The organism is Ruegeria sp. CDSB136, from assembly GCF_059610965.1.
Genome location: NZ_JBXWOP010000021.1, coordinates 40,150 through 66,647, shown reverse-complemented (window position 1 = coordinate 66,647; position 26,498 = coordinate 40,150). Strand labels below are relative to the sequence as shown.

Annotated in this window: 22 protein-coding genes; 16 read left to right on the top strand and 6 right to left on the bottom strand. The window is 53.9% G+C overall.

Features of this window, described 5'->3' with window-relative positions; all coding sequences use genetic code 11:
- Window positions 1–43: 43 nt before the first annotated feature.
- Window positions 44–1,321, top strand: coding sequence for a tetratricopeptide repeat protein (locus AC2FIR_RS20100; protein WP_496762961.1), 1,278 nt, complete (start codon window positions 44–46; stop codon window positions 1,319–1,321).
- A gap of 164 nt (window positions 1,322–1,485) precedes the next feature.
- Window positions 1,486–2,604, top strand: coding sequence for a hypothetical protein (locus AC2FIR_RS20095; protein WP_480913027.1), 1,119 nt, complete (start codon window positions 1,486–1,488; stop codon window positions 2,602–2,604).
- Window positions 2,605–2,675: 71 nt separating this feature from the next.
- Here the strand turns inward: AC2FIR_RS20095 and AC2FIR_RS20090 are convergent, their stop codons facing one another.
- The 3 genes from AC2FIR_RS20090 to AC2FIR_RS20080 all read right to left on the bottom strand — a co-directional run bounded on the left by AC2FIR_RS20090 (window position 2,676) and on the right by AC2FIR_RS20080 (window position 4,411).
- The gene (locus AC2FIR_RS20090; protein ID WP_480913029.1) at window positions 2,676–2,846 is read right to left on the bottom strand and encodes a hypothetical protein; all 171 of its coding nucleotides are present in this window, start codon (window positions 2,844–2,846) and stop codon (window positions 2,676–2,678) included.
- An 85-nt stretch (window positions 2,847–2,931) separates the two neighbouring features.
- Window positions 2,932–3,195 carry a hypothetical protein gene (locus AC2FIR_RS20085; RefSeq protein ID WP_496762959.1) on the bottom strand — a complete coding sequence of 88 codons (264 nt, stop codon included), beginning with the start codon at window positions 3,193–3,195 and terminating at the stop codon, window positions 2,932–2,934.
- A gap of 301 nt (window positions 3,196–3,496) precedes the next feature.
- Entirely contained in the window at window positions 3,497–4,411 is a 915-nt protein-coding gene (locus AC2FIR_RS20080; RefSeq protein ID WP_170617196.1) for a LysR substrate-binding domain-containing protein, read from the bottom strand.
- Between the two features lie 172 nt (window positions 4,412–4,583).
- Here AC2FIR_RS20080 and ugpB point away from each other — a divergent pair, with 172 nt between their 5' ends.
- The 11 genes from ugpB (at window position 4,584) to AC2FIR_RS20025 (ending at window position 19,226) form a co-directional block, all read left to right on the top strand.
- Window positions 4,584–5,894, top strand: coding sequence for a sn-glycerol-3-phosphate ABC transporter substrate-binding protein UgpB (ugpB, locus tag AC2FIR_RS20075; protein ID WP_496745510.1), 1,311 nt, complete (start codon window positions 4,584–4,586; stop codon window positions 5,892–5,894).
- A gap of 60 nt (window positions 5,895–5,954) precedes the next feature.
- Window positions 5,955–6,836: a sn-glycerol-3-phosphate ABC transporter permease UgpA gene (ugpA, locus tag AC2FIR_RS20070; RefSeq protein WP_170617192.1), complete on the top strand. Its 882-nt coding sequence runs from the start codon at window positions 5,955–5,957 to the stop codon at window positions 6,834–6,836.
- Between the two features lie 20 nt (window positions 6,837–6,856).
- Window positions 6,857–7,693 (top strand): sn-glycerol-3-phosphate ABC transporter permease UgpE, encoded by an 837-nt coding sequence (ugpE, locus tag AC2FIR_RS20065; RefSeq protein WP_170808319.1) that lies wholly within the window; start codon window positions 6,857–6,859, stop codon window positions 7,691–7,693.
- A 3-nt stretch (window positions 7,694–7,696) separates the two neighbouring features.
- Window positions 7,697–8,752, top strand: coding sequence for a sn-glycerol-3-phosphate import ATP-binding protein UgpC (locus AC2FIR_RS20060; protein WP_496745508.1), 1,056 nt, complete (start codon window positions 7,697–7,699; stop codon window positions 8,750–8,752).
- Entirely contained in the window at window positions 8,752–9,726 is a 975-nt protein-coding gene (locus AC2FIR_RS20055) for a glycerophosphodiester phosphodiesterase family protein (RefSeq protein ID WP_496762957.1), read from the top strand. The genes AC2FIR_RS20060 and AC2FIR_RS20055 overlap by 1 nt, the downstream gene beginning before the upstream one ends.
- A gap of 418 nt (window positions 9,727–10,144) precedes the next feature.
- A complete protein-coding gene (locus AC2FIR_RS20050) occupies window positions 10,145–10,318 on the top strand; it encodes a periplasmic nitrate reductase, NapE protein (RefSeq protein WP_480908856.1) in 174 nt (57 codons plus the stop codon).
- Between the two features lie 31 nt (window positions 10,319–10,349).
- Window positions 10,350–11,537, top strand: coding sequence for a pentaheme c-type cytochrome TorC (gene torC, locus AC2FIR_RS20045; protein WP_496745503.1), 1,188 nt, complete (start codon window positions 10,350–10,352; stop codon window positions 11,535–11,537).
- A gap of 10 nt (window positions 11,538–11,547) precedes the next feature.
- Window positions 11,548–14,013, top strand: a complete 2,466-nt coding sequence (gene torA, locus AC2FIR_RS20040) for a trimethylamine-N-oxide reductase TorA (RefSeq protein ID WP_496745501.1) — start codon at window positions 11,548–11,550, stop codon at window positions 14,011–14,013.
- Complete coding sequence (locus AC2FIR_RS20035) at window positions 14,010–14,573, top strand: molecular chaperone TorD family protein (RefSeq protein ID WP_496745500.1); 564 nt, start codon at window positions 14,010–14,012, stop codon at window positions 14,571–14,573. Before torA ends, AC2FIR_RS20035 begins: the two co-directional genes overlap by 4 nt.
- A gap of 167 nt (window positions 14,574–14,740) precedes the next feature.
- Window positions 14,741–16,369 carry a L,D-transpeptidase family protein gene (locus AC2FIR_RS20030; protein ID WP_496762955.1) on the top strand — a complete coding sequence of 543 codons (1,629 nt, stop codon included), beginning with the start codon at window positions 14,741–14,743 and terminating at the stop codon, window positions 16,367–16,369.
- 112 nt (window positions 16,370–16,481) lie between these two features.
- Window positions 16,482–19,226, top strand: a complete 2,745-nt coding sequence (locus AC2FIR_RS20025) for an AsmA family protein (protein ID WP_496762953.1) — start codon at window positions 16,482–16,484, stop codon at window positions 19,224–19,226.
- Window positions 19,227–19,238: 12 nt separating this feature from the next.
- On the opposite strand, the gene AC2FIR_RS20020 is transcribed toward AC2FIR_RS20025, so the two are convergent.
- The 3 genes from AC2FIR_RS20020 to AC2FIR_RS20010 form a co-directional block, all read right to left on the bottom strand.
- The gene (locus tag AC2FIR_RS20020; RefSeq protein WP_496745494.1) at window positions 19,239–19,739 is read right to left on the bottom strand and encodes a hypothetical protein; all 501 of its coding nucleotides are present in this window, start codon (window positions 19,737–19,739) and stop codon (window positions 19,239–19,241) included.
- Between the two features lie 86 nt (window positions 19,740–19,825).
- Window positions 19,826–21,553, bottom strand: coding sequence for a mechanosensitive ion channel family protein (locus AC2FIR_RS20015; protein WP_496762951.1), 1,728 nt, complete (start codon window positions 21,551–21,553; stop codon window positions 19,826–19,828).
- Window positions 21,445–22,767 (bottom strand): mechanosensitive ion channel family protein, encoded by a 1,323-nt coding sequence (locus tag AC2FIR_RS20010; RefSeq protein WP_496745492.1) that lies wholly within the window; start codon window positions 22,765–22,767, stop codon window positions 21,445–21,447. The genes AC2FIR_RS20015 and AC2FIR_RS20010 overlap by 109 nt, the downstream gene beginning before the upstream one ends.
- A gap of 553 nt (window positions 22,768–23,320) precedes the next feature.
- Between AC2FIR_RS20010 and AC2FIR_RS20005 the strand changes: the two genes are divergently transcribed.
- Genes AC2FIR_RS20005 through AC2FIR_RS19995 form a run of 3 tightly spaced genes read left to right on the top strand, consistent with a single transcriptional unit; the run spans window position 23,321 to window position 26,456 of the window.
- Window positions 23,321–24,700: an arylsulfotransferase family protein gene (locus AC2FIR_RS20005; protein WP_496762949.1), complete on the top strand. Its 1,380-nt coding sequence runs from the start codon at window positions 23,321–23,323 to the stop codon at window positions 24,698–24,700.
- The gene (locus AC2FIR_RS20000) at window positions 24,700–24,957 is read left to right on the top strand and encodes a hypothetical protein (protein WP_496745488.1); all 258 of its coding nucleotides are present in this window, start codon (window positions 24,700–24,702) and stop codon (window positions 24,955–24,957) included. The genes AC2FIR_RS20005 and AC2FIR_RS20000 overlap by 1 nt, the downstream gene beginning before the upstream one ends.
- Complete coding sequence (locus AC2FIR_RS19995; protein WP_496745486.1) at window positions 24,954–26,456, top strand: sulfotransferase; 1,503 nt, start codon at window positions 24,954–24,956, stop codon at window positions 26,454–26,456. Before AC2FIR_RS20000 ends, AC2FIR_RS19995 begins: the two co-directional genes overlap by 4 nt.
- The last annotated feature ends 42 nt before the right edge of the window (window positions 26,457–26,498 follow it).

The following is a 26,498-nucleotide window of genomic DNA, read 5'->3' as shown; positions in this document are numbered from 1 at the left end:
TGACAAGCGTGCCGCCCTAAGCAGATTGCTTGCGGACGCGCACATGGATGGGTCCGAAAGACTTCAGGCCTTTTTGACCTACATTGTTGACGAAGAGCTCACCGGACGAGGCGAAAAAATTCGTGGGAAAACAATAGCGCAAGACGTCTATGGCCGCGACACCTCAGAAGGGACCGATCCGGAAAACGTTGTTCGCGTGGACGCCAGACGGCTTCGTCAATTTTTGGAACTGCATTACGAGGGCATTGGAAAAGAAGACCCGGTACGCCTGCATATCGACAGCGGCGGGTACAGACCACGTTTCGAAGCGGCCACCAGAGTGAGTTCGGCATCACCTTCGACTGACGCCAAACGTTTTGGCCTTCCCATCGGCGCGTTCGCTTTTGGGGCTGTTGTTGGCGCATTGATCGCAGTCAGTCTTGTTCCGGACAGAAACGACTCGGCTTCGGCAGACTTAAGCAACCCACCTGTGACGGACACGAACGCGTATTTACAGCGCGCCGCAATTTACGAAAAATCCCCGGCCGCATTGCAAGCCTTCAATCTGGCGCAACAAGCACGGACAATGATTTTTCCGATCTTCGACCGGCAGCGCCAGTTACTGGTTCTTTCTGTGTTTGAAGGCGTGTTTGAGATGGACCCTGATTACTTCGGTGGCTACGCGGGTGCAGCACAGGCATTAGCGTCGCTTTCAGTGATTTCTCCTCCATCAGACGCAAAAGCGGAATATGCCGATGCAGCCATGAAATTGGCAAACCAGGCCGTTAGCCTTGCGCCAGACCAAGCCTGGAGCCAGTCCGCCAAAAGCTGGGCCTATTTCGCCAATCGCGATTACGATGCTGCGTTACAGCTCGGCAGGCGCGCTTCACAACTTGACCCGAATGATGGCGCAGTCCTCGACTTTTCTGGGGCTGTCGCTTTGTTTTCGGGCGAGTTTAAGGAAGCAATCGCGACAGCTGACCGGCTTTCCCTTATGAATTCCAGCAACCAAAGGTTTGCCTATCGCAACATTTCAGGCGCGACCTACTTTCATCTGGGTGAGTATGAAAAAACGGTTCAGCGCTTTGAAGAGGCAAAGCAACTTGGGGATCCGCTGAGCGCACCTTCGCTGGCTTATGTCACGGCTGCCTTGTCTGCGATGGGACGCGATCAAGCTGCTCAGGCAAAGTTGGCAGAGCTTGAGCGCGCCTGGCCAAGCGCACCAATTGGTGCGATGCTGAAAAGTATTCATAGAGACGACAAAAACGCCGAAGCCGTGTTGCATGAACTGCGAAAGCAGGGCTGGGTCAGTCCCGCCGGACAGGAAGATGTTCAGCAATGAGTTGTCTCATTGCGCGTGTGGCAGACTATACTAGCGCAAGCCTTCTGAGCAAAAGTCAGTCATCATATTGTTCGGTGCGGACGGCAGGCTGGAAGTGATCAATTAACAGACAGTCAAAGGAGGGTCTGTCGCGTTTACCGTTCGAATTTGAAAGGGTGTGTTGAATGTTCAGTTTTAGTAGCCCGCGCGCCTTTCAGGACCGCTTTGCGCGTTCCATTGGCATCCCCCTATTGGTCGTTGCTGTATTGATTGCCACTGTATCTCAACCCCGCCTTACAAGCGCATGCACGGTGTGCATAACACTGCCGGACGCATCACTTGCTGATCATCTGATTTCGGCCGAAATCATTGTTCTGGCCGGACCTGCACAGGACAACCCATTCAGATTTGCTCCGAAAAAGCTGATCAAAGGCACATCTGAGGATCTTGCAGGATTGCCTGAGATTCCGTTTCTCGTCGACAGCGCCACCCGGGCAACATTTCGCAATTACCCGGACAAGAGCATTCTCTTTACCTATGGAGCGGTGGACAAGGACGCGGCCGGGCGCGGTTTCTCGCGCAGTTGGAAAAGGATATTCACTCTGAACCCGGACCGGGAACAGTTTCTGGCAAGTCTCGAGGACGCGGCAAAACACTGGTCTTTCGGCAGCAAAAACGTTGCGGAGCGTGTTGAGTTCTTCGGCGGGTATCTAAACTCTGCGGATCCCGTCCTGCGTGACACGGCGTTGATCGAACTGGATCGCGCGCCGTATCCAGCGGTTCAAGCCCTACGCCCAAAGGTTCAAACCAGCCAGTTGATGGAGGAGCTTCGTAACATCAACCGCATAAGCTTTGTTCCGATTGCTATTCGTCTCTTAGGTTTGCAAAAGGACGATGCGGAGGCGGTCGGGATCGTACGGGCACGTTACCCGCGCGCCGTAAGCAGCCGCAGCGGTTACCTTTACGATTGGGCTCTGGCCGGTTTGGAGGTGGACGGATCGGTTGCGGTGCAAACCATCGACAATGCGCTTCAAAAGTCAGGACGGAAATTGCAAGACAGGCAGAGCCTGGTACGCGCGTTGACTGACGCTGGCACGGCGTCTCCGAACCTCAGAGATCCGATCATCGACGTTTTTTCCAGAGCCCTGACCGACGACAGCGCGTTGGCATTGAACATCGCGATTGCGGCGCGTGACTGGCAGGAAAACCGTTTGGATCGCCAACTTAAGGCAGTATTGGAAAATGAAGAACCTGATCCCCTGACGCGGTTCGTCATTCAAACCAAGATTGCACCAACCGAGTGAAAATAGACGTCTTCAGTATCCAAACGAAGACGGCGTGCATGATGTCTCGGCAAAACTCATCCCTTCAAGTTTCACTTTGGTGCTTCACCAAAGTAGCCTCCAAAGAATGCAACCATTGCAAGCAATACGCCGACCAGTATTGCGATTACCCAAGGTGCTCCGCTGCCCTTGGCAAAATATCCCATCGAAAGCAGGCCAACTACGAATATTCCCACCAAGAAATACAGTATGGTATTGTCCACCTTATCCTCCCAAACGCTAAATCAATCTCGCAAATATCTATCTCGCTCGGAAGAAACTGATCCGACTGCGGTTCGAAAGGCCATGTCAAACGGCCCGCGGTGATTGTCGGATACCATTCAGCGTGGCGAACAAAACCGGGACGAGGATCATTGTGAGCATCGTGCCCACCGTCAATCCGCCCATGATCGTGACAGCAAGACCCACCCAAAACACGTCCGGCAGCTGCGGTATGACACCCAGAACCGTGGTTGCCGCGGCCAATACGACGGGGCGCAGTCTTGAGGCGCCGGCATTCAAACCTCGGTTCGGTGAAAGTAAGTCAGACGAGGGCAACACTGCTTCAGGCATGTTAAGTTCGCGCTGGCCTTGAGGTGGCGCTAAGACGGCTTAATACAATATGACGGTATGCTTCTATAATTGCGCTTTGGCTTTTTCGCAAATGCAGAAAATGACATTTTTCTGAAGGTTTTTCGCTGCGGGCAGAGGTACAAGTTTGCCGTTGGGCGCCGATGGCGGCCTGCGTTGACAAACTTCGTAAGGAGGAAACCGCGGGGTTCAGGATCAGGTCATGAGGATAGAGTGCGGACCTTAGGCAATTGGTGAGCGCAGAGTTTGCTGTCAGTCCAACTTCGTTTTCATACCTCTGTGCTCATCGACTGACCTTCTCTGCCTTATACGGGTCTAGGCTTTCCCTAAACTGTTCGATGAATTCCAAAGTCACCAGTGACGGTTGCTTTAAAATCGGGCGCACCAGCGAAAGGGTGTGCGGCAACAGTGGTTTGAATGGCCGATAGCTTAAGCCCCGAGATGTGTATTGGACGGCGTCAAGTTCACTTACGACAGATACGCCAACGCCTTTGACGGCCAACTCGCAGGCCGCCGTGAACTGCCTGACTTCAATATGGGAACTCAATTCGACATTGGCATTTTGAAACGCTTTCGAAAGCCGACCGAAAAAGTCGCTGTCGCGTCGCGTGTGGATGATTTTGCTATCTTCAAGGTCCGCAGGCGTAACTTCGGAGAGGTTTTCCAGGTCATGTCCGGTCGGGAATACGCAAACTGTCCGGACGTCGATATTTGTGCTTTCGACCGCCGGGTGACCATTAAAGCTGTCTGTGATTCCGAAATCATACTGCTCGCCGATCATCCATTCGAGAATGCGTTCTGGTCTGTCTGGTTCGATTGTCAGGGTGACACCAGGCCGATTTTCCAGAAATCTGGAGACGACATCGGGTAGGTGGCTGGTGGCAAATCCGGGCAGGCAAGCGACTCGGATGTGCCCTGCTTTGCGTTTTGTGATGTCCTGACTGACATCCGAGATTTGCCTCATAAGCTCGAGAACACGTTCGACGCTGGGCAAGAGGTAACGAACCTCCTGTGTTGGCACCAATCTACCTTCCCGGCGATCAAAAAGCTGGAACCCAAGTGACTTTTCAAGATCCGACAGCAATCTGCTGACAGCAGGCTGGCTTACCCCTAAATCGTTTGCGGCCGCTGTGACAGAGCCATTGGTGGTCACTGCCATAAGGGCTTCCATTTGCCGGACTCTCAGAATTTGACTCATTTCCGATCCTAGTCTGCTGTCCTTGTGCATAACATTATGTTATTTTTTTATCCAGCAGTTAAAGCTTGAATTATATTTCTGTAACGCTAACGTCGTGAAATCGTCATGTGTGCCGTTTACGCGTAGCGGTCGGTATTCAACGAAGCATCGAACCTGATGCATGGGAGGAATCATGAATAAGAATCTGCTAGGCGCTCTTGCCTTAACAACTGCCTTGTCCCCGGTGGCGGCAATGGCGCAAACCGAAGTTCAGTTCTGGCATGCCTTCACCGGTCGACTGGGTGAACTTGTGAAAGCGCAGGTCGAGGAGTTCAACGCCAGCCAGGATGAGTTTGTCGTGGTCGAAAGCCACAAGGGCAACTACTCGGAAACCTTGAATGCGGGGATCGCCGCATTCCGTGCCGGTGAACAGCCGCATATCCTGATGGTGTTTGAAGTGGGCACGGCAACGATGATGTCGGCCGAAGGTGCAATCAAACCTGTCTATGAAGTTATGGCTGAAAGCGGTGCTTCCTTCGATCCCGACGCATATATTGGCGCGGTCAAAGGATATTACACGACAACTGACGGTGACATGCTGTCGTTGCCCTTCAACTCTTCCACGCCGGTTCTGTGGGTCAATCGCGACGCCATGGAAGCGGCCGGTGTCGACCCGGATACGGATCTGTCGACCTGGGAAAAAGTTGGCGACGTTCTCGAGCAGCTCAAGGCTGGTGGTGAAGACTGCCCGCTGGTGACAGCATGGCAAAGCTGGATCCATCTCGAGAATCTGTCGGCTTATCACGACGTTCCGTTCGCCTCGAGGGACAACGGTTTTGCCGGCCTGGATACCGAGCTGATGCTGAACGGTCCGGCGCAGGTCGCACACCTGGCGGCGATGGGTGACTGGGCCAAGGATGGCAAGTTCATCTACACCGGGCGCAGGAACGAAGGTGGGGCAAACTTCCGGGCTGGCGAATGCGCGTTGTTCACGGAAAGCTCGGCCGGTTACGCTGGCATAAAGGCAGAGGCTGAATTCGATTTCGATGTGCGCCCGCTGCCCTATTGGGAAGCCGTCACAAGCGAGCCGCAGAACACCATTATCGGCGGCGCATCGCTTTGGGTGATGGAAGGTCATGACCCTGAAGAATACAAAGGCGTCGGCGAATTCCTGAGCTTCTTGTCGTCGTCCGACGTGCAGGCCGCCTGGCACCAGAACACCGGCTATCTTCCGATCACAGCTGAAGCTGGCGAAGCCACCCGCGCTGCGGGTTTCTATGATGAAAACCCGGGGACCGACATCGCGGTGATCCAGATGACTGCGAAGGAGCCGACCGCAAATTCGAAAGGTCTGCGTCTGGGGTCGTTCGACCAGATCCGCGGCATCATCGACGAAGAGCTTGAGGCCGTCTGGTCCGGTGAAAAGACCGCTCAGGAAGCGATGGATAGTGCAAAAGAACGCGGTGACGCGCTACTGCGCCGGTTCGAATCCGCCAATCAATAAACAACAACCCGATGCGGGCTCTACAGAGCCCGCATTCTTTTTCTTCGGTGGACCATCAGGATGGAAAAACGCGTCACCTTTCGCGGCTGGCTGTTGCCATTGGCGCTGATCGCCCCTCAGGTCATCATTTCCGCTGTATTCTTTTTCTACCCTGCCGGTCAGGCCGTTTGGCAATCTCTGTTCATACCTGATCCGTTTGGGCTGTCGTCCCAGTTCGTGGGGCTCGGCAATTTTGAATTCCTGCTGAGCGATAAGTTCTACCGCGCCTCTTTCGTGACAACAGCAGTGTTTTCGACGCTTGTCACGCTGTGTTCGATGATCCCGGCCTTGTTTCTGGCGGTCATCGCGGACCGCCTTATCAAGGGATCGGGTGTCTATCGGACGCTGCTGATCTGGCCCTATGCGGTCGCGCCTGCGGTGGCAGGTGTACTGTGGCTGTTTATGTTCAACACGCGCGTAGGTGTCGTATCGTGGTACCTCGGCCAGCTTGGTTATGACTGGAACCACGTTCTGAATGGCACCGAGGCTATGGGGCTTGTGGTTGTCGCCTCGGCCTGGGGGCGCATTAGCTACAACTTCCTGTTCTTTTTCGCGGCACTGCAGTCGGTCCCAAGGTCGGTGATCGAGGCTGCGGCAATTGACGGTGCGCGCTTCTGGCGCCGGTTTTTCACCATTGTTCTGCCGTTGCTTTCGCCGACGGCGTTCTTCCTGCTGGTCGTGAATGTCGTCTATGCCTTCTTTGAAACATTCGGCGTCATTCACACAATCACTGGCGGCGGGCCACAGCAGTCGACGACTATTCTGGTCTACAAAGTCTTCTCAGACGGGTTCGTCGGACAGGATCTTGGTTCGTCTTCGGCACAATCTGTCATTCTGCTGATCGTCGTTGGCCTGCTGACCGTCATCCAGTTCAAATACGTGGAAAAAAGGGTGCACTACTGATGGCAACCCAACAACACGGAATGGTCGAAAATCGCGGCATGGGGATCTGGTTGACTCATGCCATGATGATCCTTGGCGTCTTGATCATCTTCTTCCCGATCTGGCTGGCATTTGTCGCCTCTACTGTCACCCAGCCTGAGATCGTGTCACCGCCCATGCCGTTGGTGCCGGGTGATCAGTTCTGGGAGAACTACAAAGCCGCGCTGTTTTCCGGCGTGAATGTCCCGGTTGCGACGATGCTGTTCAACAGCCTCGTGATGGCCATTGGGATCGCAGTGGGCAAAATCGTGATTTCACTGCTCTCTGCATTTGCGATTGTATATTTCCGCTTTCCCGGACGGACGACTTTCTTTTGGCTGATTTTCCTGACGCTTATGCTTCCGGTCGAAGTCCGTATTGTTCCGACGTTTGAAGTTGTCGCCGGGTTCGGCATGCTCAACAGCTACTATGGGTTGATCTTCCCCCTGATCGCCTCGGCGACAGCAACCTTCCTGTTCCGCCAGTTCTTTCTGACGATTCCAGATGAACTTGCCGAAGCAGCCCGCGTAGATGGGGCCCGCCCGATGCGGTTCTTCATTGATATCGTTGTTCCGATGAGCCGGACCAACATCGCGGCGCTGTTCGTGATCCTGTTTATCTATGGCTGGAACCAATACCTGTGGCCGCTGCTGATCACGACTGATCCAGAGATGAATACCATCGTGATGGGCATCAAGCAGATGTTCCCGTCCGGCGATGATGTGGCCGAATGGCCGGTCATCATGGCGACGTCCATTCTGGCGATGATCCCGCCGGTCATCGTGGTGGTGTCGATGCAAAAGCTCTTTGTCCGCGGCCTTGTCGATAGCGAGAAGTAAGAAATGGCAACATTATCCCTAGAGAATGTCAAAAAGAGCTTTGGCCCGACGGATGTGATTCACGGTATTGATGTCGATATCGCCGATGGTGAGTTCATTGTGATCGTCGGCCCCTCTGGCTGTGGTAAATCCACACTGTTGCGGATGGTGGCGGGGCTGGAAACTGTCACGTCAGGAGAAATCCGGATCGGTGATGAACGGGCCAACGAAAAAGAGCCTATGGACCGGGACATTGCCATGGTGTTCCAGAACTATGCGCTCTATCCGCATATGTCGGTGCGTCAGAACATGGGTTATGGCCTGAAAATTGCCGGGTTGCCCAAAGATCAGATCGATCAAAAAGTGACTGACGCCGCAAAGCTGCTGCAGTTGGAACCCTTGCTGGACCGTAAGCCCAGACAGTTGTCAGGCGGACAGCGTCAGAGGGTGGCGATGGGGCGGGCCATCGTCCGCGAGCCAGCGGTTTTCCTGTTTGATGAGCCGCTCTCGAACCTTGACGCCAAGCTTCGCGTTCAGATGCGTCTTGAAATCCGCGAACTTCAGGAAAAACTCGGTATTACCTCACTTTACGTTACACATGACCAGGTCGAAGCCATGACAATGGCGGACAGAATGATCGTAATGAATGGAGGCATCGCCGAGCAAATTGGAACGCCGCTGGAGGTCTACGAGACCCCTAAGACGCTGTTCGCGGCGCAATTCATCGGCAGCCCGGCGATGAATATTTTTGAAGCGCGGCGCGAAAACGGGACAATCCGAATCGGCGACATCGCGGTTGGCCCGTCTGCAGGTTCAGATGCCGCCATTAAGCTGGGCATAAGGCCAGAGCACCTGCTGCTGGACGAAAGCGGTCCGCTGGAAGCTGCGATTCAGATGGCGGAACCGCTTGGAGCAAATACGCTGTTGCACGGCCACCTTACGGGTTCTGGCGACACGATCACGATCAGCCTTCCGGGTGTTCACCCGATCGAGGGTCGTCATCCGAATATGCGGTTCTCGGTTGCACCAGAGAATATGCATTTGTTTGACCACGCAACGGGCAAAAGACTGGAAAACTAATGGTGTTCCCTCAGGTCGAAGCATTTCGCGGCGGCAAGGATTTGATCCGGGTCGTAGGTCATCGGGGTGCGCGGGGCGTTTTGCCTGAAAACAGCATGATCGGTTTTGACTTCACACTTTCCATTGGCGTCCCGCTTCTTGAGTTTGATGTCGTTCTTACGGCTGACTATGTCCCCGTCATCACACATAACCACCGGCTTCACGCGCCGACTTTTAGGGACGTCAGTGGCCGTTTCTTGGTAGGAGAAGAGCCAAAGGTTTCTTCGCTGACTGTCGAGCAGATCCAGCAATTCGACGTCGGACGGTTGAACGGGCAATCGGCTTATGGTCGTCGGTTCCCTGATCAGGCCCAACTGGACGGCATTCGCGTTCCCACGCTTTCGGACTTGCTGAAACTTGTTGGTGAACCGAGATACGGTGATGCCAATCTTATGCTGGAACTGAAATCTGACCCGGATTTGGCCCACGATTCATCTTACCGGCGGAAATTCGTAAAACGTGTGCTGCAGGAGCTTCGTACCATAGGCTTGGCATCGCGGGCTGTTTTGCACAGTTTCGATTGGAACTTGTTGGAAGAATGTCAGCGTCAGGCGCCTGATCTGCCGTCTTCCTACCTGACTCAGCTCCCGGAAAATGCCGACGATGTCGGTGAGGATTCCTCGAAAGCTGTTTGCCCGGATTTTCGGGGCCGTCGGGATGAAATTCCAAAACTGGTCAAACAGGCCGGGGGTGCGCTTTGGTGCCCCTATTTTGCGGATGTGACCGCAGAAAATGTGTCACTTGCGAAAGAACTGGGCCTTTGTGTTGCTGTGTGGACAGTCAATGACCCTGAAGAAATAAGCAGAATGATCGATCTGCAGGTGGACGCAATTGTGTCTGATTATCCGGGCCGGGTTCAAAGGCATCTTTCGGATTTAGGCATGAGATGGCATGACGATACACCGGCACAACTTCACCGGACACAGGCGCCATAGACACCTGGCAATTCTTGGATTCCAGAGAAACATGATCTGAATGGATTGGTTAGATCACCAGTTAAAGTCGCCTTAGGGGCGAAACCCATATTGGCTGGGCAAACGAAACGAGCCTCAGCTTTGACCGTGCAACTTTTTTGTGAAGGCCTCGAAGTCCCCCTCACCGCGTCTCGTGCTACGGAGCGCTGGATCATACCCTGGGCTTGCCCATCATTGGGTGGAAAAGGGGCATCTTTCTCGCATTTTCAGATGATTAAGATGGACCCAAAGCAGAAAACCCTGCCGGAAAAAGACGTAAATACAGCGCTCTAGATCAGCCTCTGAATGCGACATTCCGCCGCGCCCTTTGATTCAAGCAGGTTTATCTATGGTAGTAACATTGCCGTGAGCATTTTCATCTTAGGCGAGCGAGATAGATATGACAGATCAATCCATCAGCAGCTCGAAAGACGCAGCCAAGCGTGAATGGCTGTCCTTCTTGTTTATTACGTTGGTGTTTCTGCCCGGAATTACAGTCCTTGGGGTCGGGGCTTACGGTTTCACCGTATGGATACTCCAAATCATCTACGGCCCGCCAGCTGGATCTCTCTAAACCCAGAAAATGAACCGAGGAGCACGTTCTTATGTCTCTGAAGTCTACATTGTCATCCTTCTGGAATACGGTATCCCGACCTGCCACAACGATCAGTCTGGGCGTGATCAGTCTGGGTGGCTTTATTACCGGGATAATTTTCTGGGGCGGCTTCAATACCGCGATGGAGTTTACCAACACGGAAAAGTTCTGCGTTTCCTGCCACGAGATGCGTGACAATGTCTACGTAGAGCTTCAGTCCACGGTCCATTGGGAAAACCGAACCGGGGTCCGTGCCACATGTCCGGATTGTCATGTACCGCATGAGTGGACCAACAAGGTTGCCAGAAAAATGCAAGCGTCGAAGGAAGTCTGGGCGGCTGTATTCGGCACCATAAACACCCGCGAAAAGTTCGAGGCACGCCGCGCGGACTTGGCAAGACACGAATGGGCCCGGCTGGAGGCAAACAACTCGCTCGAATGTCGGAACTGTCATGATTACGACAGCATGGATTGGGACGCGATGTCAGCCGAAGCGCGGTTCTATATGAAACCGGCGGCCGCGCTGAATACAGGCTGCATCGAGTGTCACAAGGGCATAGCTCATCACCTGCCTGACAATGTGGCCGTGGGCAGCCCGGCCATGGCCAAGCTTGAAAACAAAGCCAATTCAGGCAGCGTCTCGGTCGGCGAAGACTACTTCGCCATTCGTGACATCCCTGTTTATGACAGCGCCGAGGGTTCGGAGCCGGTGGGTAACCTGACACTCGGTGCTGCCGTCGAAGTTTTGGATGAAAGTGGGGACCGTGTTCAAGTCGCACTTAAGGCGTGGCGCAAGGATAAAGGGTTTGGGCGCGTCATATTTGATGAATTCGGGCACAATATTCGGGTTGCCGTTTTGTCGAAGGACACGGCTCAGAACGCCGAACTGGTCGAAGCTTCCGCACCTCAGACGGATGATGCGACGGGGCTCGATTGGGCGCCTGTCACGGTAACGCTTTGGTCGGACAAACAGGGATATGTGGATGAGATTGACGAGCTTTGGACGGTGGCTGAGGAAAGCTACACCGCCAACTGCTCCACTTGCCACGCACAGCCGGACCCGGATCACTTCGGGACCAACTCCTGGCCTGCGCAGTTTAACGGTATGGTCGGGTTTACCAACATGGACGAAGCCCAGGCCAATTTGGTGCTGACCTACCTGCAAAAACATTCCGCTGACTATGGCGGCTCTCACTGAGGAGAAAACCATGTCAACGCGTCGTGATTTTCTGAAAGGCACAGGAGCAACAGGGTTGTCCGCACTATTGGGGCCCAGCCTGCTTCAACCTGCGACCGCTCGTGCCGAGCAACTGACATCTGCCGGTATCTGGAAAACATCAGGCTCACACTGGGGTGCGATCGAGGCCCTTGTCAAAGGTGGTCAGGTGACAGAGGTTCGCCCGCTTGCCGACGATCCGCACCCGACCGATATGGTGAACGGCATCCAGGGCCTGATTTATTCACCGTCGCGCGTCCGCTACCCGATGGCCCGTGCAGAATGGCTGGATAACCGAAAAGACGCGGACCGGACCACACGGGGCGACAATCGCTTTGTTCGTCTGACCTGGGATGAGGCTTTGGACCTGTTCTTCGAGGAAATGGAGCGTGTTCAAACTACGCACGGACCTTCGGGGCTTTACGCTGGGGCGACGGGCTGGCGGCAGACCGGCCAGTTCCATTCCTGCATCAATCACATGAACCGTGCCGTTTCGATGTACGGCGGCTATGTGAAAAAGGCGGGCGACTATTCAACTGGCGCAGGCCAAACCATCCTTCCTTACGTGCTTGGGTCCACCGAAGTTTATTCGCAGGGAACCAGTTGGCCACTGATCCTGGATAACGCCAAGACCATCGTTTTCTGGGCGAATGACCCGCTGAAAAACCTGCAAGTCGGCTGGACCTGCGAAACACACGAACCATTTGAGTATTTTGACCAGTTGCGGGACAAAATCGCGGCAGGCGACATCCGGGCCATCAGCGTGGACCCGGTGCGAACCAAAACCCAAAAGCACATTGGGGCCGAGCAACTCTACATCAACCCGATGACAGATGTGGCTTTCATGCTGGCATTGGCGCACACGCTCTATACCGAAGGTTTGCACGACGAAGAGTTTCTGAATGTCTACACGCTCGGGTTCGAGCCTTTCATGGCCTACGTCATGGGCGAGGCTGAAGATGGTGTCGAAAAGACGCCCGATTGGGCAGCGCCGATTTGCGGTGTCCCGGTCGATACGATCAAAGAATTTGCCCGATTGCTTGCATCGGACCGAACGCAGCTCGTCTTCGGTTGGTCCGTGCAGCGGCAACAGCATGGCGAACAGCCGTATTGGATGGGTGCGATCATCGCGGCCATGTTGGGCCAAATCGGACTGCCCGGGGGCGGCATCAGCTACTCTCATCACTATAGCGGTATTGGCGTGGCGCCATCGGGCGCCAGCATGCCCGGGGCTTTTCCTCTGAATTTGGATATTGGCGTTGATCCTGTGCGGTCCGACGACAATTTCCTGGGTGCCAGCAGTACAATTCCTGTCGCCAGATGGATCGACTGCCTGATGAACCCTGGTGGAACAGTCGAACACAACGGGCACACAGTTACGTATCCGGACATCCGAATGGCAGTTTTCACCGGATGCAATCCATTCCACCATCATCAAGACCACAACAAGATGCGCGTGGCCATCCAAAAGCTGGAGACCATTGTTGCGATTGACTATGCGTGGACTGCTACGTGCAGACACGCCGACTTGGTCCTGCCAGCCTGCACCCAATTTGAGCGGAACGATATAGACAGTTACGGCTCATATTCTCGTTCCGGCGTAATCGCCATGAAGAAGCTGGTCGATCCGCTGTTCCATTCCAAAACCGACTTTGAGATTTTTTCGCTGTTCTGCCAACGCTTCGGTCGCGAGCAAGAATACACCCGCGGCTGGGACGAAATGGAGTGGGTTGAGAGCCTTTATGAGACGACCCGTAGCGCAAACGAGGGTAGCTATGAGATGCCACCTTTCGAAGAGTTCTGGGAAAAGGGCATGGTTCGGTTTGAACGGGGCGAACCTTGGGTCAGGCACGCCGATTTCCGCGAAGACCCTGAAATAAATGCGCTCGGAACGCCTTCAGGATTTATCGAAATCTCCAGCCGGACGATCGGCAACTATGGCTATGACGATTGCGGAGAACACCCCAAGTGGATGGAAAAAGTCGAACGGTCTCATGGTGGGCCGGGGTCCGACAAGTTTCCGCTATGGCTGCAATCCTGTCACCCGGATCAGCGCCTTCATTCGCAAATGTGCGAGAGCGACCCGTACCGCGCGACATATGCGGTAAAGGATCGCGAGCCTGTGTACGTAAACCCCGAAGACGCGGCCGATCGAGGAATTGAAGACGGCGATATCGTGCGGGTTTTCAATGATCGCGGTCAATTGTTGGCCGGCGCGGTTCTGAGCGATGACTATCCAAGAGGCGTAATCCGCATTCATGAAGGTGCCTGGTATGGGCCGGTCGATGCCGCGCCCAACGCTCTCGACACGTATGGCGACCCAAACACGGTCACTTTGGATGTGGGCGCCTCGAAACTGTCACAGGCGACATCCGCAAATACCTGCATCGTCGAGATGGAGAAGTTTGAAGGAGAAGTTCCACCGGTAACAGCCTTTGGCGGACCCATCACCGTATGAAGGAAGTTTCTCCGGATCTGATGCGCTTTCTGTCGACGGGCTTCGCGCGCGAACTTGACGTGGCAACCATCAAAGCATGCCATGGCGGGGTCGCTGACGAGCTTTTGAGTGATGTCGCTGGATCAGATCAACTGATCCGGGAAATGAAAAAGTGGTCTGACCCGCAGACCACCCAAAAAGAACTCGCAATCAGTTACGGAAGCGTATTTCTGGCCGGTGGCAGGGAAGCCGCCCCACTATATGCCTCTGCTTGGCAAGGGTCGGGGAACCTCATGTCTGCCCCACATTGCAGAATGCAATCATTGCTAAAGCAAGCCGGAACAGAAGTGGCCAATGGCTTCTCTGAACCGGCCGATCACCTGGCCATAATGCTCGAATATCTGGCGATGTGTTTGGAAGGACGCCCCGGCGCAATAGACGCCGCGCGATTTGCTGCTGAAGACATACTGCCCTGGTACAATGGCTTCGCGACAAGGGTCCAAGGGCATCATTTGTCGGCACCGTTTTACGTGTCGCTCGTTAGCCTCACCGAAGCGGTGGTTGAGGACTGCGCTTCATAGTCCATCCAGTAATTCGACGGACTGCGTAGACCTCAAGGGCTTGGTCCAGGGGGCCACTTCCGTGAGGGCAGCAGAGTTGAAAAACCAAGAATTGGAATTTGAATATACATTATATTGTAGTATCCTTCTCCTCAATGGGCAAATATTGATGGGCGCCACGGGAGGGGATGGTGAAGTATTTTAAGTCGATGCTCGCAACGACGCTAACTGCAATGCTGTTGGTATGTCCTAACCTGAGTGTTGCAAATCAAGTCTCGAAACAGATTGAAGCGTTGCTGGTGTCAAGCGACAACGCTGGTAGCGCACTTTCCAACAGCAAAAGCCTGAATGCGAAAATCCTGGTGCCGCGTTTTTACGAAGAACGGGGCTTTGCACCGGTATGGACACGCAATGAACTGGTTGACGAACTTTTTGAAGAGTTGGATGGGGCCATTGATCAGGGGTTCAGACCCGATGACTTCAAACTAGAGGAACTTCTAGCCGCTTTGAAAGCCTCACAGGGTAGGGATGCTTCGGATCAAGCTTACTTCGACATTCTGGCGACCGATGCCGCCGTGAAGCTTGTGCACCATCTGGTGTTTGGGAAAGTTGACCCAAACGCACTGGACGACGATTGGAACTTCTCAAAGCCGGTTATTCAACAAGATCCAGCCAAGGTGTTGAACCAGTTTCTTCAAGGGGAAGGCTTTAGCGCATTAATTGAACGCATCGACATCGACAACGCCCAATATGCGATGCTTGTCGAAGCACTGAGCAAATACAGAGCCATCGCATCGCAAGGGGGCTGGAACAAAGTTCCCGAAGACACTGTTCTGAAGCCGGAAATGGTGGATCCGGCCGTTGCAAAACTGCGCGAAAGGCTTGTGGCAGAGGGTTATGCAGGAGCTGGCGCATCGTCGAAAACCAGTCAAGATGGTGAAAACCCGGCTTGGGTTTACGATGATAACCTGGTCGAGTTGGTCAAGAACTTTCAAAGTCGTCATGGGTTGGAAGCAGACGGGGTTATTGGCGGCAAGACGTTCGGTTCACTCAATAAACCCGTAGAAGACCGTGTGAACAAGCTGCGTCTCAGTCTTGAACGAGGCCGTTGGCTGATGCGGGAAATCGACGACGAGTTCGTGCTGGTGAACATTGCCGGCGCCCGCACATATATGGTCAAATCGGATGGTACGCTTTGGACCACCAGGTCGATTACGGGGTCAGCCTACAGAAAGACCCCGGTGTTCCGGGATGAAATCGAATACATGGAGTTCAACCCGACCTGGACCGTTCCCGCTTCGATTTTTCGTAAAGACAAGCTGTCTCGCATCCGCCAGGATCCAACCTATCTGGAGCGCAATAATTACGTGGTGCGGAACAAAGACGGGCAGACGATTCCTGCCAATCTTGTGAATTGGGGGGCAAAGAACCCCGGCGTCACGCTGGTTCAGCAACCGGGCCCGGACAATGCGCTGGGTTTGGTCAAGTTCATGTTTCCCAACAAGTACGCGGTGTACTTGCATGACACCAACGACCCCAGTCTTTTTGACCAAAACGAAAGGAACCTCAGTTCCGGCTGCGTTCGCCTTGAGTATCCGTTCGAATTCGCAAGCCTTCTGATGGAAGGGGAGCCAGACTGGAGCCGACAAAAAATGCAATCCATTCTGGATAGCGGAAAGACAACCCGCATCAACCTGCCCGAGCCGATGCCGGTTCTCCTGACTTATTGGACAGCGTGGGTTGAGGACGGGGTCGTTCACTTCCGCGAAGACCCGTACGAACGGGATGCGCGCATCCTTGCGGCTTTGGACCGCTGAGTGCGCAAAGCGCGGCACAAGGAAATCTTGTTTTCGGGCCAAACTGCCAGAATGGTTGGAGATTTCCGAATTCGAGGTAAACTGGCCAGTGTGAGCGGCGACAAGGGAACGCATGAGGACTTGGCTATTTAGAATATTCGGCATTGTCGCGTTTCTCGTTTTCGCAGCAATCGCCTTTGTCTGGTTGTTGCTGGCTGCGCCGTTGTTTTCAGACATGCGGCGCGGCCTTGTCGAACAAGTTCTTTCGGAACAAATCGGGCGACCACTTTTGGTCAACGACGATGTGAGCGTCGCGCTTGGACGTATCACGCACATCTATGTCGGCGGCGTGGTAATCCCGAGCCTGACAATGGCACATACATCGCTTGCCGAGTTAAGTCGCCTGGAACTGGAACTGGATATTGCGGCTTTGGCCAACGGGCGAATTCAGTTTGACAATCTCGCGGTGGACGGCCTTCAGGCCAATTTTCTTACGTCGTCTGACGGCACGACAAGCTGGCAAAAGGGTCGAACGCCACCAAAGCCAAAACCCGCAAGCGCTCAGTCAGAGGACAATCAAGACGCTTTGGCCGAAGTCGAGGAGCCCGCCGAGAGTGACGCGGAAGGCAGCGGAATCCTCGCATTTCTCAGCGACAAGAACGTGAGTTTCAGTTCGATAGGGCTGACCATTGATGACCAAGTCTCGGGCTTTTCGTTTGTGTTTGACCTTCAGTCGCTCGGCCTCGAACAGGTGGATGACGGACAAAGAACAAAGGTCTCAGGGGCAGGTGCCGTCAATGGCCAAAGCTTCCAGATAGAGGGCGACTATCCGCACGGCGCGCCGTTTACGACCCGTGCCAATTTCGGGGAGATGACGGTCAACTACGATGGCGAGCCATTGTCAGAGGGCGCAGGCGGAGGCTATCGCGCTGTTCTGCAGATGGACACTGGTGAATTCGGTGATTTTCTTGAAGTCATCGGGTTGGAACGCGTTCTAGAGGGGAATGGCAGGCTTGAAGCCGAGCTTGTGTCACAGGACACTCTGAAAATCGAGAGTTTCGCAACCACGATAAGCCTTGCGGAAGGACAGCAGCTTTCGGCTGAGGGGTCCATTGAAGACCTCTACGCAGCCCAAGGCGTCGACCTGCTTTTTGACGCGCGGCTTCACCCCGAAGGACAGCCACCGCAAGCAGCCAAGAGTATCCGGGAACTGAAGTTCACGGCGTTTGAAATGCACATGGTTGGATCACTGGCGTCATTCGAGTTCGAGGAGCTTCTGTTTCAAACCAACGCATTTGATCAAGGACTGGACGTTATCGGGCCAGCCTCCATCGAACGTATTCGCCGTATGCCAGATGGTCGGCTTGCGATGTTGGGCATTACCTTGCAAGCCGGGCCAGTCGAGGATCCGGTCCTCAAGGCGGAAGGTGAAATCCTGGACTTGCTTCAGCTTCAGGATGTGACATTTGAGGGAACCCTGAACGGACCTGCCAGATTGATTCTGCCAAATCTGGATGAAGATTTCGTCGACCAGTTTGGTGGTATCAACGCCGACTTCAGCCTGTCCAACAAGGGTGGGCCGGTTTCTCTCGACAAGTTCAACGCAACCACCTACGGCACTGATCTCTGGGCGCTCGATCTAACACTGTCTGTGAACGAGATCAAAGGGTTGGCAGACCTTGATTTCGACGTTGAACTGGATGTGGGTGACGGGGCCGAGTTTCTGACCGCGCTCAATCTGGAACCTGTCCCAGTTGGTGCGTTGGCCATTGATGCAGAAACCTCGAAACAGGGCGACGAATTCGATGCCTCGATCGTGTTTGAAGCCGGGTCTTCACACCTTATGGCCGCATTGGGCGCAAAGTTCCCCGAGGGCGCTTCTGTTGTTCGTGGCAACGTTACAAGCGAAAGGCTCGATCTTGGCGACCTGAAGAACCTGACTGCGACGCTGAACCAACTTAAGAGCCTGGTGGGCGAGGCCGCGAAAGAAGTTGAAACCGACGTACAGCCCCTGGTTCTGCCGAAGGAAACGGATGTCCAGCCGTTGGTCTTGCCCAAGGAGAAAGGCAAGCCTGCCGATCTTCTGGATGTGCAGCGGGTGCTGCAAGAGGCTGATCTTGAGGTGCAGATCGAATTCAAAGAGATTGTAGGCCAAAAAGGGGTAACATCTGTTTCAAGCCAGTTGTCCGCAAAGGAAGGGACGGTCGATTTTGGCCCGCTCCAGATGGCCTATGGTGGTGGAAACTTCAGCCTGCGGGCGGTGATGGACCTGATTGACTCACCTGATTGGCTTTCCCTGTCCGGTTCCACGTCAGGATGGGAATTCGGTGAGATCCTTGACGAACTGGGTATCGGAATCGATGCCTATGGGCGTTTGAGCGGTGAGTTCAACGTTTCGGGCAGTACGGCGTCCGGCAAAGCCTTCATCAATTCCATGCGCGGCGACGCCTCTTTGTCGATGTCGCAAGGCTATGTCAGCACCAGCCTGCTGGAACTGGCAGGGCTTGGTATTTTCCCGTGGCTGTTCTCCGAGGAGTTTCGTCAAGGGTACACCGACATCACCTGCGTGGTGGCACCGGTACGCATTGAAGCCGGGCAGGTAAGCTCGAACTCCATAGTGGTTGAGACGGGCTCGGTCCAATTGGTGGCCAGGGGGCAGGTAGACTGGTTGAACGATACAATCGCGATCAGGGCGGAGCCGCGCCGGGTTGGCAAACCTTTGTCCCGAAGCGCATGGCCGTTCGACGTGACCGGTCAGCTTTCGTCGCCAAAATTCAAACTGGATGTGGGTGGATCAAGAAGTGAAGCACCTGATGGTGCAGACGAAATGCCGGCGGACAGGCAACCTTGCGTTCCGGATATTTCCCAATTGGAATAGCTTGGCGTGGTCTTATTCGTTTAGCGGTTGCGGCTGTTCGGCCTGACACGCCAGAACGACCTCAATGGCTTTGGCGGACCCACTCAAATCGAGTTCTACCTCGGCTCCGCTTTCACCAATGATCGTGACGCTTTGGCGCTTTCCGAATTCACCTACAAATGCGGGGTTATCGAAATAGGCGTAACCTCCGGGGACGCCATTCTTGAAAACACCGACCGCTTCGCCTTCGAACTTCGCGTCACCAAAATCGAACTTAACAATCCCCGTCGCCCCATCCTCGATCTGATCCCAGGCCGGATTGTAGGCAGCGAAAAAGCCACCACCCTGCTTGGGGGCGGCCCCTATTTCGACCGTCATATCGTTTTCAAAGGGTTTCCAGGCGAGACACCCGTTGCCTTTCTCAGGATCAATCAGGATTTTCCAGTCTCCGGACTCACCCCATTGTTCCATACCGGCAGCGAAAGCATAGCTCCCACCAAGCACGAAAGCTGCGGACAGTGCCCATTTGATCATCTGAAACCTCAAATCGTTCTGAAGACTACATCTGTAACTCTACCTGTAGCGCGGCACCGATCCAACTGTTCCCAGAGGAGGCAAGGTCACTTGGTATGTTCGGCTGTACTCGCGAGCTTTCCGTCCCATTCCTCTGTCGGAACTTTCGGTTCTGGTGGGTCCGCAATGTAGGACGGTGTCATTATCTGTGTTCCGTTTTCATTGAACACGTCGACAATGTTCTCATGAAGATCGGACAGTATCTTGGGCAGGCTCGATCCACGAGACGTGTACGCATTGATTTCATAGTTGATTGCGTAGTCGGCCAACTGGGTCCAAAGCACAAATGGTTCAGGGTTCTTTTTCAATCCTTGCGTGCGATGGGCTGCTTCCACGAGCATCGCCTTGATCTTCTTTGGTGGCTCTTCGTATCCAATTCCCACCGTCGTATGCACCAATATCCCGCGACCATCCACTTTTCGCGAGTAATTTATGACTTCGGAATTGAGAAGCTGCGCGTTTGGAATACTTATCATTTCGTTTTTGATGGATTTGATAAGAGTTTCCATCAGCTTTATTTCGGTGACGTCCCCGATCTTGTCGCCGACCTTAATGCGATCACCTACGTTTGTACTGCGCCTGTAGATAACGAACAGACCAGCCATCATGTTTGAAACAACGGTGTTCGAGCCAAGCGAAACCATGATGCCGGCCAGAATTGTCAGACCCTGAAAGGCACGGGAGTCAGATCCCGGTATATAGGGGTACGCAAACACCAGCGCGATCACGATGATCAAAGCCCTGACCAACATGTTCGTGGGTGCAATCCAGTGATCTTCAAAGTCCTTGAGTTCGAACGCGCCGCTCTCAAGGTTTTCAAAGAACAGATCGATGCCGCGAATTGCCATCCGCGTCACAGCGGCAATGATCACAAGCATGATCAGGTTTGGGATGTACCCCACGATAGCCAACACGACACTGATGAGCGGCTCGCTGACGTATTTCAAAAGGATCTGGGCGATGTCCTGTGTTTCCGCGAAAGACAGCAGCACCAATGAAAGGTAATAGTAAAAGAAGAACAGAAACAGGACCCACATCAATATGTGGATCGAGTAAACGATGATCGAGGCAATTGCCCTGCTTCTCAAGATCGACTTGGTGGCTTCCTCGACGCCTTCTGCTCTCTTCTCCAGGTTATTTCTGATATATCTCAACAGCTTTCGCCGCTTTGCAAAAAACCCATAAGACGCAAGGGCAAAGATCACCGTCCAAGCAAATGCAGCCATCGCGCTGTCGACTCTGCCCTCATTGGACCTGGCATCCCGGTATTGCAGGATCGCAGCCTCGATCGCCTCTGCTTGCAGCCCGGCCAGGACTTCAATCGCCATCTGTTCATGCTCGGCATCCGCTTGGGTGGTTATCGTAACCATTTGCCCGTCGGCGCGGATCAGCTTCCCGAATTCAGCGTCCGAAATCAACAATTGGACAGTTGATTTGTTGGAAGCATCAGCAACCTGGGCTATCCGTTCTTCGATTTTTCTGGCTCGTTCCGTGGCAGGCAAAGCGCTTGAGCCTCGAACCACGAACAACTCCTCACCGTCGACAACGACCGGAGCTACGAATTCAGGATCTTCTCTTTCTTCCTGTGAAGTAAGTGCTTCTTCTGACTGGGCAAATGCGACACCGCACACAAGTAGAAAGGACGCGAACCAAAGCGATACAGCTCTCATGACTTTGCTCCCTCTACGGGTATCAGATGAACATCCCGTTGTGGGAAGGGGATCGAAATGCCCTCTTGGTCGAACTTCTCTTTCGCTTGCCCAGTGAGGTCCCAATAGACTGTCCAATAGTCTTCGGACTTGGACCATGGGCGACAGAAGATATTGACCGAACTGTCTCCCAGCTCTCCTACAAAAACCTCGGGTTCTGGCGTCTTCAGACATAGCTTGTGCTGCGCCACCAGATCTTTGAGAACCTCAATTGCCCGGGCCGCGTTGTCCGAATACGCGATGCCGAAAACCAGATCGACGCGACGTTCTTCCGACGCGCTTACGTTGGTTATCACGTCACCCCAAATCTTGCTGTTCGGAACCACGATAATCTGGTTGTCGAATGTTCTGATTTTTGTTGAAACCACGGACATCTCGTCCACAAAGCCCGATGAACCGCCGACCTGTATATAGTCGCCAGTGTCGAACGGTTTGAGGACCATGATCATCAGGCCGCTTGCCAGGTTGCCTAACGTTTCTTGCAACGCAAAGCCCAGGATGAAGGACAAACCGCCCAGTATGGCAAACAGGGGTGTAACGTTTACGCCGAACAGCGCCAAAACGACCAATATGCCAAGGACAAAAACAGCCCAATAAACGGTTGTGGCCACAAACCTTTTCAGCATCCTCGAAATCGTCGGAATTTTGTTTAGCCCACGTTCGGTTACCCGTCGCACCATTCGGGCGACGAACATCATGGCCCAGACGGCCAGCAAGACGCCCAGACCAGCCATCAGCAGACCGATGCCCCCGTCCCAGGAAATCAGCCAGGCCCAGGCGTTCTGGAAAAGCGTTTGAAGATCAGTTGTTTTTAGCGCGCCGGCTTTCAGAGCGAGAATATAGTCGGTGTGCGGCGTCAGATCTTCGGCCTTCGCACCTTTCAATGTCCATGCCTCGAGCACCACGCGATAGTTGTCCAAAATATCGGATCCGGTGTCATTCAAGGATGACAACTGCGATCTCAAGCCATCCTCCTGAGCTTCGCTTGCTGACCGGAGTTTCAGATTAACCTGAGCGATGTCTTCGAGCTGAGAGCGCACATATCCCTGCCAAGTGGTTGCGACCTCGCTAAGCTCCTCAGCGGTCAAGGGGACAAGCAGGACTTCCAAGTCATCCGCCGATATTGCCTGATCGACGACCTCATCCAGAAGACTACTATCTTCCACTTCAACGGTTTCCTGCTCGGCCGTCGTTTCTTGCGCGCTGGCAGGAAACGTAGTTGAAATCGCTGCGAACCAAAGGAATAGCCAAATAAGCCCGGCTCCGAGTGGTCGTCTCATTTATCTGTCCCCTCCCTCTTTAACGGTTAAAAAGAGCACACAGAGACGCAACAAATCTACACTCATGTTCGAAATCGAATATTGTGGTGTGATGAACTTGTTGCACGAGGGCCCTGTCGAACCAAAACGATGCAGCTCTGGAAAGCTCCACAAGATAGCACCATGTGACTTCAGTAGTGCTAGTTTTGGATGAGCTTCCTAGAAAGGCGTATCCGTTTGCTTTCAAACAGTAAAATTAACTGAAGATGAACGGGGCGTTTTCAGTGCGTTCAAAGCTGGTCAAGCATAGTCACCTTGAGGCTGTGAAGCTAAGTGAAATGCACGTGTTTTGAGGGGAGAAACAAAACGTTCGAAGAAGGCTGGGTTGTTGGTAAGATACGGTCTTCGACCTCTACCTCGAACTTCCAGGGGGCTAACTACAGGTTTGAACGTCAGAAGTTTCTCCGGGCCTCAATGGAAGCGAGTTCAACTGGCTAACAGAACGTTGGGCTACGAATCTGAGCCGCGTGTCCGGTGCCATGTTTGAGTATTGAGTTTGTTGATAATGAGTAAAGTGGGCAATAAGAAACCTAAGTTCGAAAAGCTGCCCGAACGGATGTTCTGGGCTTGTCTGTTCATCACCGTTGTTTTTTCTTCGGTGCTTTTCGGGATAGTCGCGCAAAGAAAGAGCTGGCCGCCTGTTCCACAGCTCCGCTCAGTTTACAAAGTCCTGTTCGTGGACAAATCGCTGACACGAGAGGCGCGGGCATACCATAAACATCTTCAGCCGACGCGCAAACAAGGCAGCGGTGTTGTAATCAATCGTCAGCCGGGCCGTCAGGACACCATTCTGCTGATGGGTTTCTTTGACGGTGAGAACCAGGCCAGGCTTGTGAACCGTGACGGCAGCGTCATCCGCAAGTGGTCGTTGAGTTACACTGAGCATTTTCCCGATGCCGACACACGCCCTTGCGGTCATCTCAACAACCCTTTGATGACGGACGTTCATGGCGCATTGCTGACCGAGAAAGGCGAGCTTGTCTTCAGTTATGAGTATTGCGGGGCTGTCAAGCTGGACCGATGTTCCGGGGTTCTCTGGACGCTCAACGAAAAAACCCACCACTCGATAGTTACATCGGAAAACGGAGGATACCTGACGCTTGGCCGGGACGAATGGATGGCATCTGAAGTCGTTGATCGCTTTCCACCCTTTTCGACCCCCGCAACAAACGAGATGATACTGGAAGACACCATCCTGAGACTCGATCAACAGGGTCAGGTCCTTGAGCGCATTTCGATACCCGGCATCATTATCGACAGCGGGCTGTCCGCGTTGCTGACTGCCAACGGACGTGAGATTAAGCCATCGCATGTGGCGCGTAATGAGTTGGTTCATGCCAACAAAATTGACGAGCTGCCTTTGGAATTGGCGGACAAGTTTCCATCGTTCAGCGCAGGAGATTGGGTGGTCTCTATGCGGGGGCTCAATCTTGTGATGGTGGTTGATGCGACCACCCGGAAAGTAAAGTGGCACCAGACGGGTCCCTGGGTCCGGCAGCACGATCCCGAGTTTCGCTCGGACGGGAAAATTTCCATCTTCAACAACAACGCTTACCTGACGTCCTACACGCCAACCGAGAAAACCCGGCTGGATGCGCCCCGCGACACCAATATCATGGCGATTGATCCGGTAAGCCGCGAAACGGAAGTCGTATTCGGAAGCAAACCGGGGCAGGAGATGTTGTCGGTCGTACGCGGGCAGCATGAAATTCTGGAAAACGGCGGTATACTGATCACCGAGTTTGACGCCGGGCGCGTTCTGGAAGTGGACAGAACAGGCAAGGTGATCTGGGAATATGTAAATGAATATGATGACGAATTTGTTGGTGAGATCACCAATTCGAAACTCTATCCACCGGACTATTTTGAAGTCGATTGGAAGGAATGCACATAATGAACCGGCTTAGCAAACACACGCTCGTAGGCCGCATCGCCCAGCCTATGTTGGTTATCTGCACCGTCTTTTTACTGCTGCCGAGCCCGGCACAAGCCTATATCGGCCCCGGAGCAGGGTTGGGCGCGATAGCCGTTACGGTTGCTGTCATTCTGGGTGTGATTTTTCTGATCGTCGGTCTGGTCTGGTTCCCGCTCAAGCGGTGGGTCGGGGGGCGGAAGAAAAGGGCCGGTTCCGAAAACGACTCCACACCATGACGTCAGCGTTAGCTGTTTCTCTTTTGGCGGTTGCAGGGTTCATTCTGGCCCTGTGGCTAACAAACATTGCAGGGACGGCCCAAAACGTTGTGAGCACCTGCATGGCGGGTGTCACTGCACTGTTTGACAATCAGCTTTCGGACGACGCCAAGGAAAAGGCTGCAAGGCAGGCGGGGTTGAAGCTGTTGGCGGGCGGTCTGAATCTGACATGGCGCATCGCGCTGGCCCTGACTGCGGCGGGTTTGCCGATTGCATTGGCGGATTGGGCGGGCGTTGTGGCAGGTGAAACGGTACTTGGGCTCATGCTTCGCCTGGATTACATCGTTGTGGTATCGGTTGTTGCCTTTGCGGGCGTCAAGATTGTCAGCTGGCTACGTCGTGCCGATGCTTCGGAAGATACTGAAGGGGGTCAGTACTCGTCGATTGACCAGTTTGTGCATAATCTTGCATTTTCAGGCCCGGCGGTGCTGAAACTGGGCGCGCGGCTAGAAGATCGCCTGGTAAGGCAATCTTCCACGTCGGATGCACAACAACCCGTGTTCGTAACCTCTCTCGCTCGCGGCGGCACAACGGCGGTCCTTAACGCACTGCACGATGCGCCCGAAGTGGCTACGCATATGTACCGGGATATGCCATTTATTACGGCTCCTGTTATGTGGAACAAAATAGCCGGCGGTCAGCATCGCGGCGTCCGGCGGCGGCAACGCGCCCACGGCGACGGGATGGAGATCGACCTTGATAGCCCGGAAGCGTTCGAGGAAGTGCTTTGGAAAGCGTTCTGGCCAGAGCGCTACCGGGGGGCTTCGATTCCACTTTGGGACGTTGGCGACACAGACCCTCTGGCAGACCAGTTTTTGCGACAGCACATGAACTGCATCATCAGAGCGCGAAACTGTCAGGCGGGTCCAAATGACGTGCCGAAAACACGCTATTGCTCGAAGAATAACGCGAACATTGCCCGAATTCCCTATCTGCTCAAATCCTTCCCGGATTGCCGGATCGTGGTTCCGGTTCGGCGACCGGAATGCCATGCCGAGTCTCTGCTTCGCCAGCACAACAATTTCAGCAAGCTTCAGGCTCGGGACAGTTTCGTTACTGGATACATGGCCGATATCGGACATTTCGAGTTCGGAGATCTGCATAAACCCTTCCTGTTTACGGACTTCGATCCGGTCGGCAAAGACACACATAGTCTGGACTATTGGCTGGACTACTGGATCTGCGCCTTCAAGGCGCTTCTGAAGCATAAGGATCAGTGCATTTTGCTGTTTCAAGACGACCTGCGCAGCGCCCCACAGGCAACCATGGAAACCTTGTATGACTTGCTTGGGCTGTCACCCGCCACCCAAAGCTTTGAACAGTATTTTCATTCAAAACCCGACCTGGTCAGGACCGAGAACTTTGAACTTTCGCGACTGCGAGATGCCCATGAAATCTATGCTGCTCTTAGGGATCATTCCATCGCCACCGGATCGGTAGTTGCATCCAATCGAGCTTGAAACAACTGATCTAAGCACCAGTGGATAAATAAGAAAATTCGA

What these genes read in the sequence shown, in the direction of transcription:
- AC2FIR_RS20100 (WP_496762961.1), top strand. Translation starts at nt 44, where the DNA reads ATGGATGGGTCCGAAAGACTTCAGGCCTTTTTGACCTACATTGTTGAC.
- AC2FIR_RS20095 (WP_480913027.1), top strand. Translation starts at nt 1,486, where the DNA reads ATGTTCAGTTTTAGTAGCCCGCGCGCCTTTCAGGACCGCTTTGCGCGT.
- AC2FIR_RS20085 (WP_496762959.1), bottom strand. Translation starts at nt 3,195, where the DNA reads ATGCCTGAAGCAGTGTTGCCCTCGTCTGACTTACTTTCACCGAACCGA.
- AC2FIR_RS20080 (WP_170617196.1), bottom strand. Translation starts at nt 4,411, where the DNA reads ATGAGTCAAATTCTGAGAGTCCGGCAAATGGAAGCCCTTATGGCAGTG.
- ugpB (WP_496745510.1), top strand. Translation starts at nt 4,584, where the DNA reads ATGAATAAGAATCTGCTAGGCGCTCTTGCCTTAACAACTGCCTTGTCC.
- ugpA (WP_170617192.1), top strand. Translation starts at nt 5,955, where the DNA reads ATGGAAAAACGCGTCACCTTTCGCGGCTGGCTGTTGCCATTGGCGCTG.
- ugpE (WP_170808319.1), top strand. Translation starts at nt 6,857, where the DNA reads ATGGTCGAAAATCGCGGCATGGGGATCTGGTTGACTCATGCCATGATG.
- AC2FIR_RS20060 (WP_496745508.1), top strand. Translation starts at nt 7,697, where the DNA reads ATGGCAACATTATCCCTAGAGAATGTCAAAAAGAGCTTTGGCCCGACG.
- AC2FIR_RS20055 (WP_496762957.1), top strand. Translation starts at nt 8,752, where the DNA reads ATGGTGTTCCCTCAGGTCGAAGCATTTCGCGGCGGCAAGGATTTGATC.
- AC2FIR_RS20050 (WP_480908856.1), top strand. Translation starts at nt 10,145, where the DNA reads ATGACAGATCAATCCATCAGCAGCTCGAAAGACGCAGCCAAGCGTGAA.
- torC (WP_496745503.1), top strand. Translation starts at nt 10,350, where the DNA reads ATGTCTCTGAAGTCTACATTGTCATCCTTCTGGAATACGGTATCCCGA.
- torA (WP_496745501.1), top strand. Translation starts at nt 11,548, where the DNA reads ATGTCAACGCGTCGTGATTTTCTGAAAGGCACAGGAGCAACAGGGTTG.
- AC2FIR_RS20035 (WP_496745500.1), top strand. Translation starts at nt 14,010, where the DNA reads ATGAAGGAAGTTTCTCCGGATCTGATGCGCTTTCTGTCGACGGGCTTC.
- AC2FIR_RS20030 (WP_496762955.1), top strand. Translation starts at nt 14,741, where the DNA reads ATGGTGAAGTATTTTAAGTCGATGCTCGCAACGACGCTAACTGCAATG.
- AC2FIR_RS20025 (WP_496762953.1), top strand. Translation starts at nt 16,482, where the DNA reads ATGAGGACTTGGCTATTTAGAATATTCGGCATTGTCGCGTTTCTCGTT.
- AC2FIR_RS20020 (WP_496745494.1), bottom strand. Translation starts at nt 19,739, where the DNA reads ATGATCAAATGGGCACTGTCCGCAGCTTTCGTGCTTGGTGGGAGCTAT.
- AC2FIR_RS20010 (WP_496745492.1), bottom strand. Translation starts at nt 22,767, where the DNA reads ATGAGACGACCACTCGGAGCCGGGCTTATTTGGCTATTCCTTTGGTTC.
- AC2FIR_RS20000 (WP_496745488.1), top strand. Translation starts at nt 24,700, where the DNA reads ATGAACCGGCTTAGCAAACACACGCTCGTAGGCCGCATCGCCCAGCCT.
- AC2FIR_RS19995 (WP_496745486.1), top strand. Translation starts at nt 24,954, where the DNA reads ATGACGTCAGCGTTAGCTGTTTCTCTTTTGGCGGTTGCAGGGTTCATT.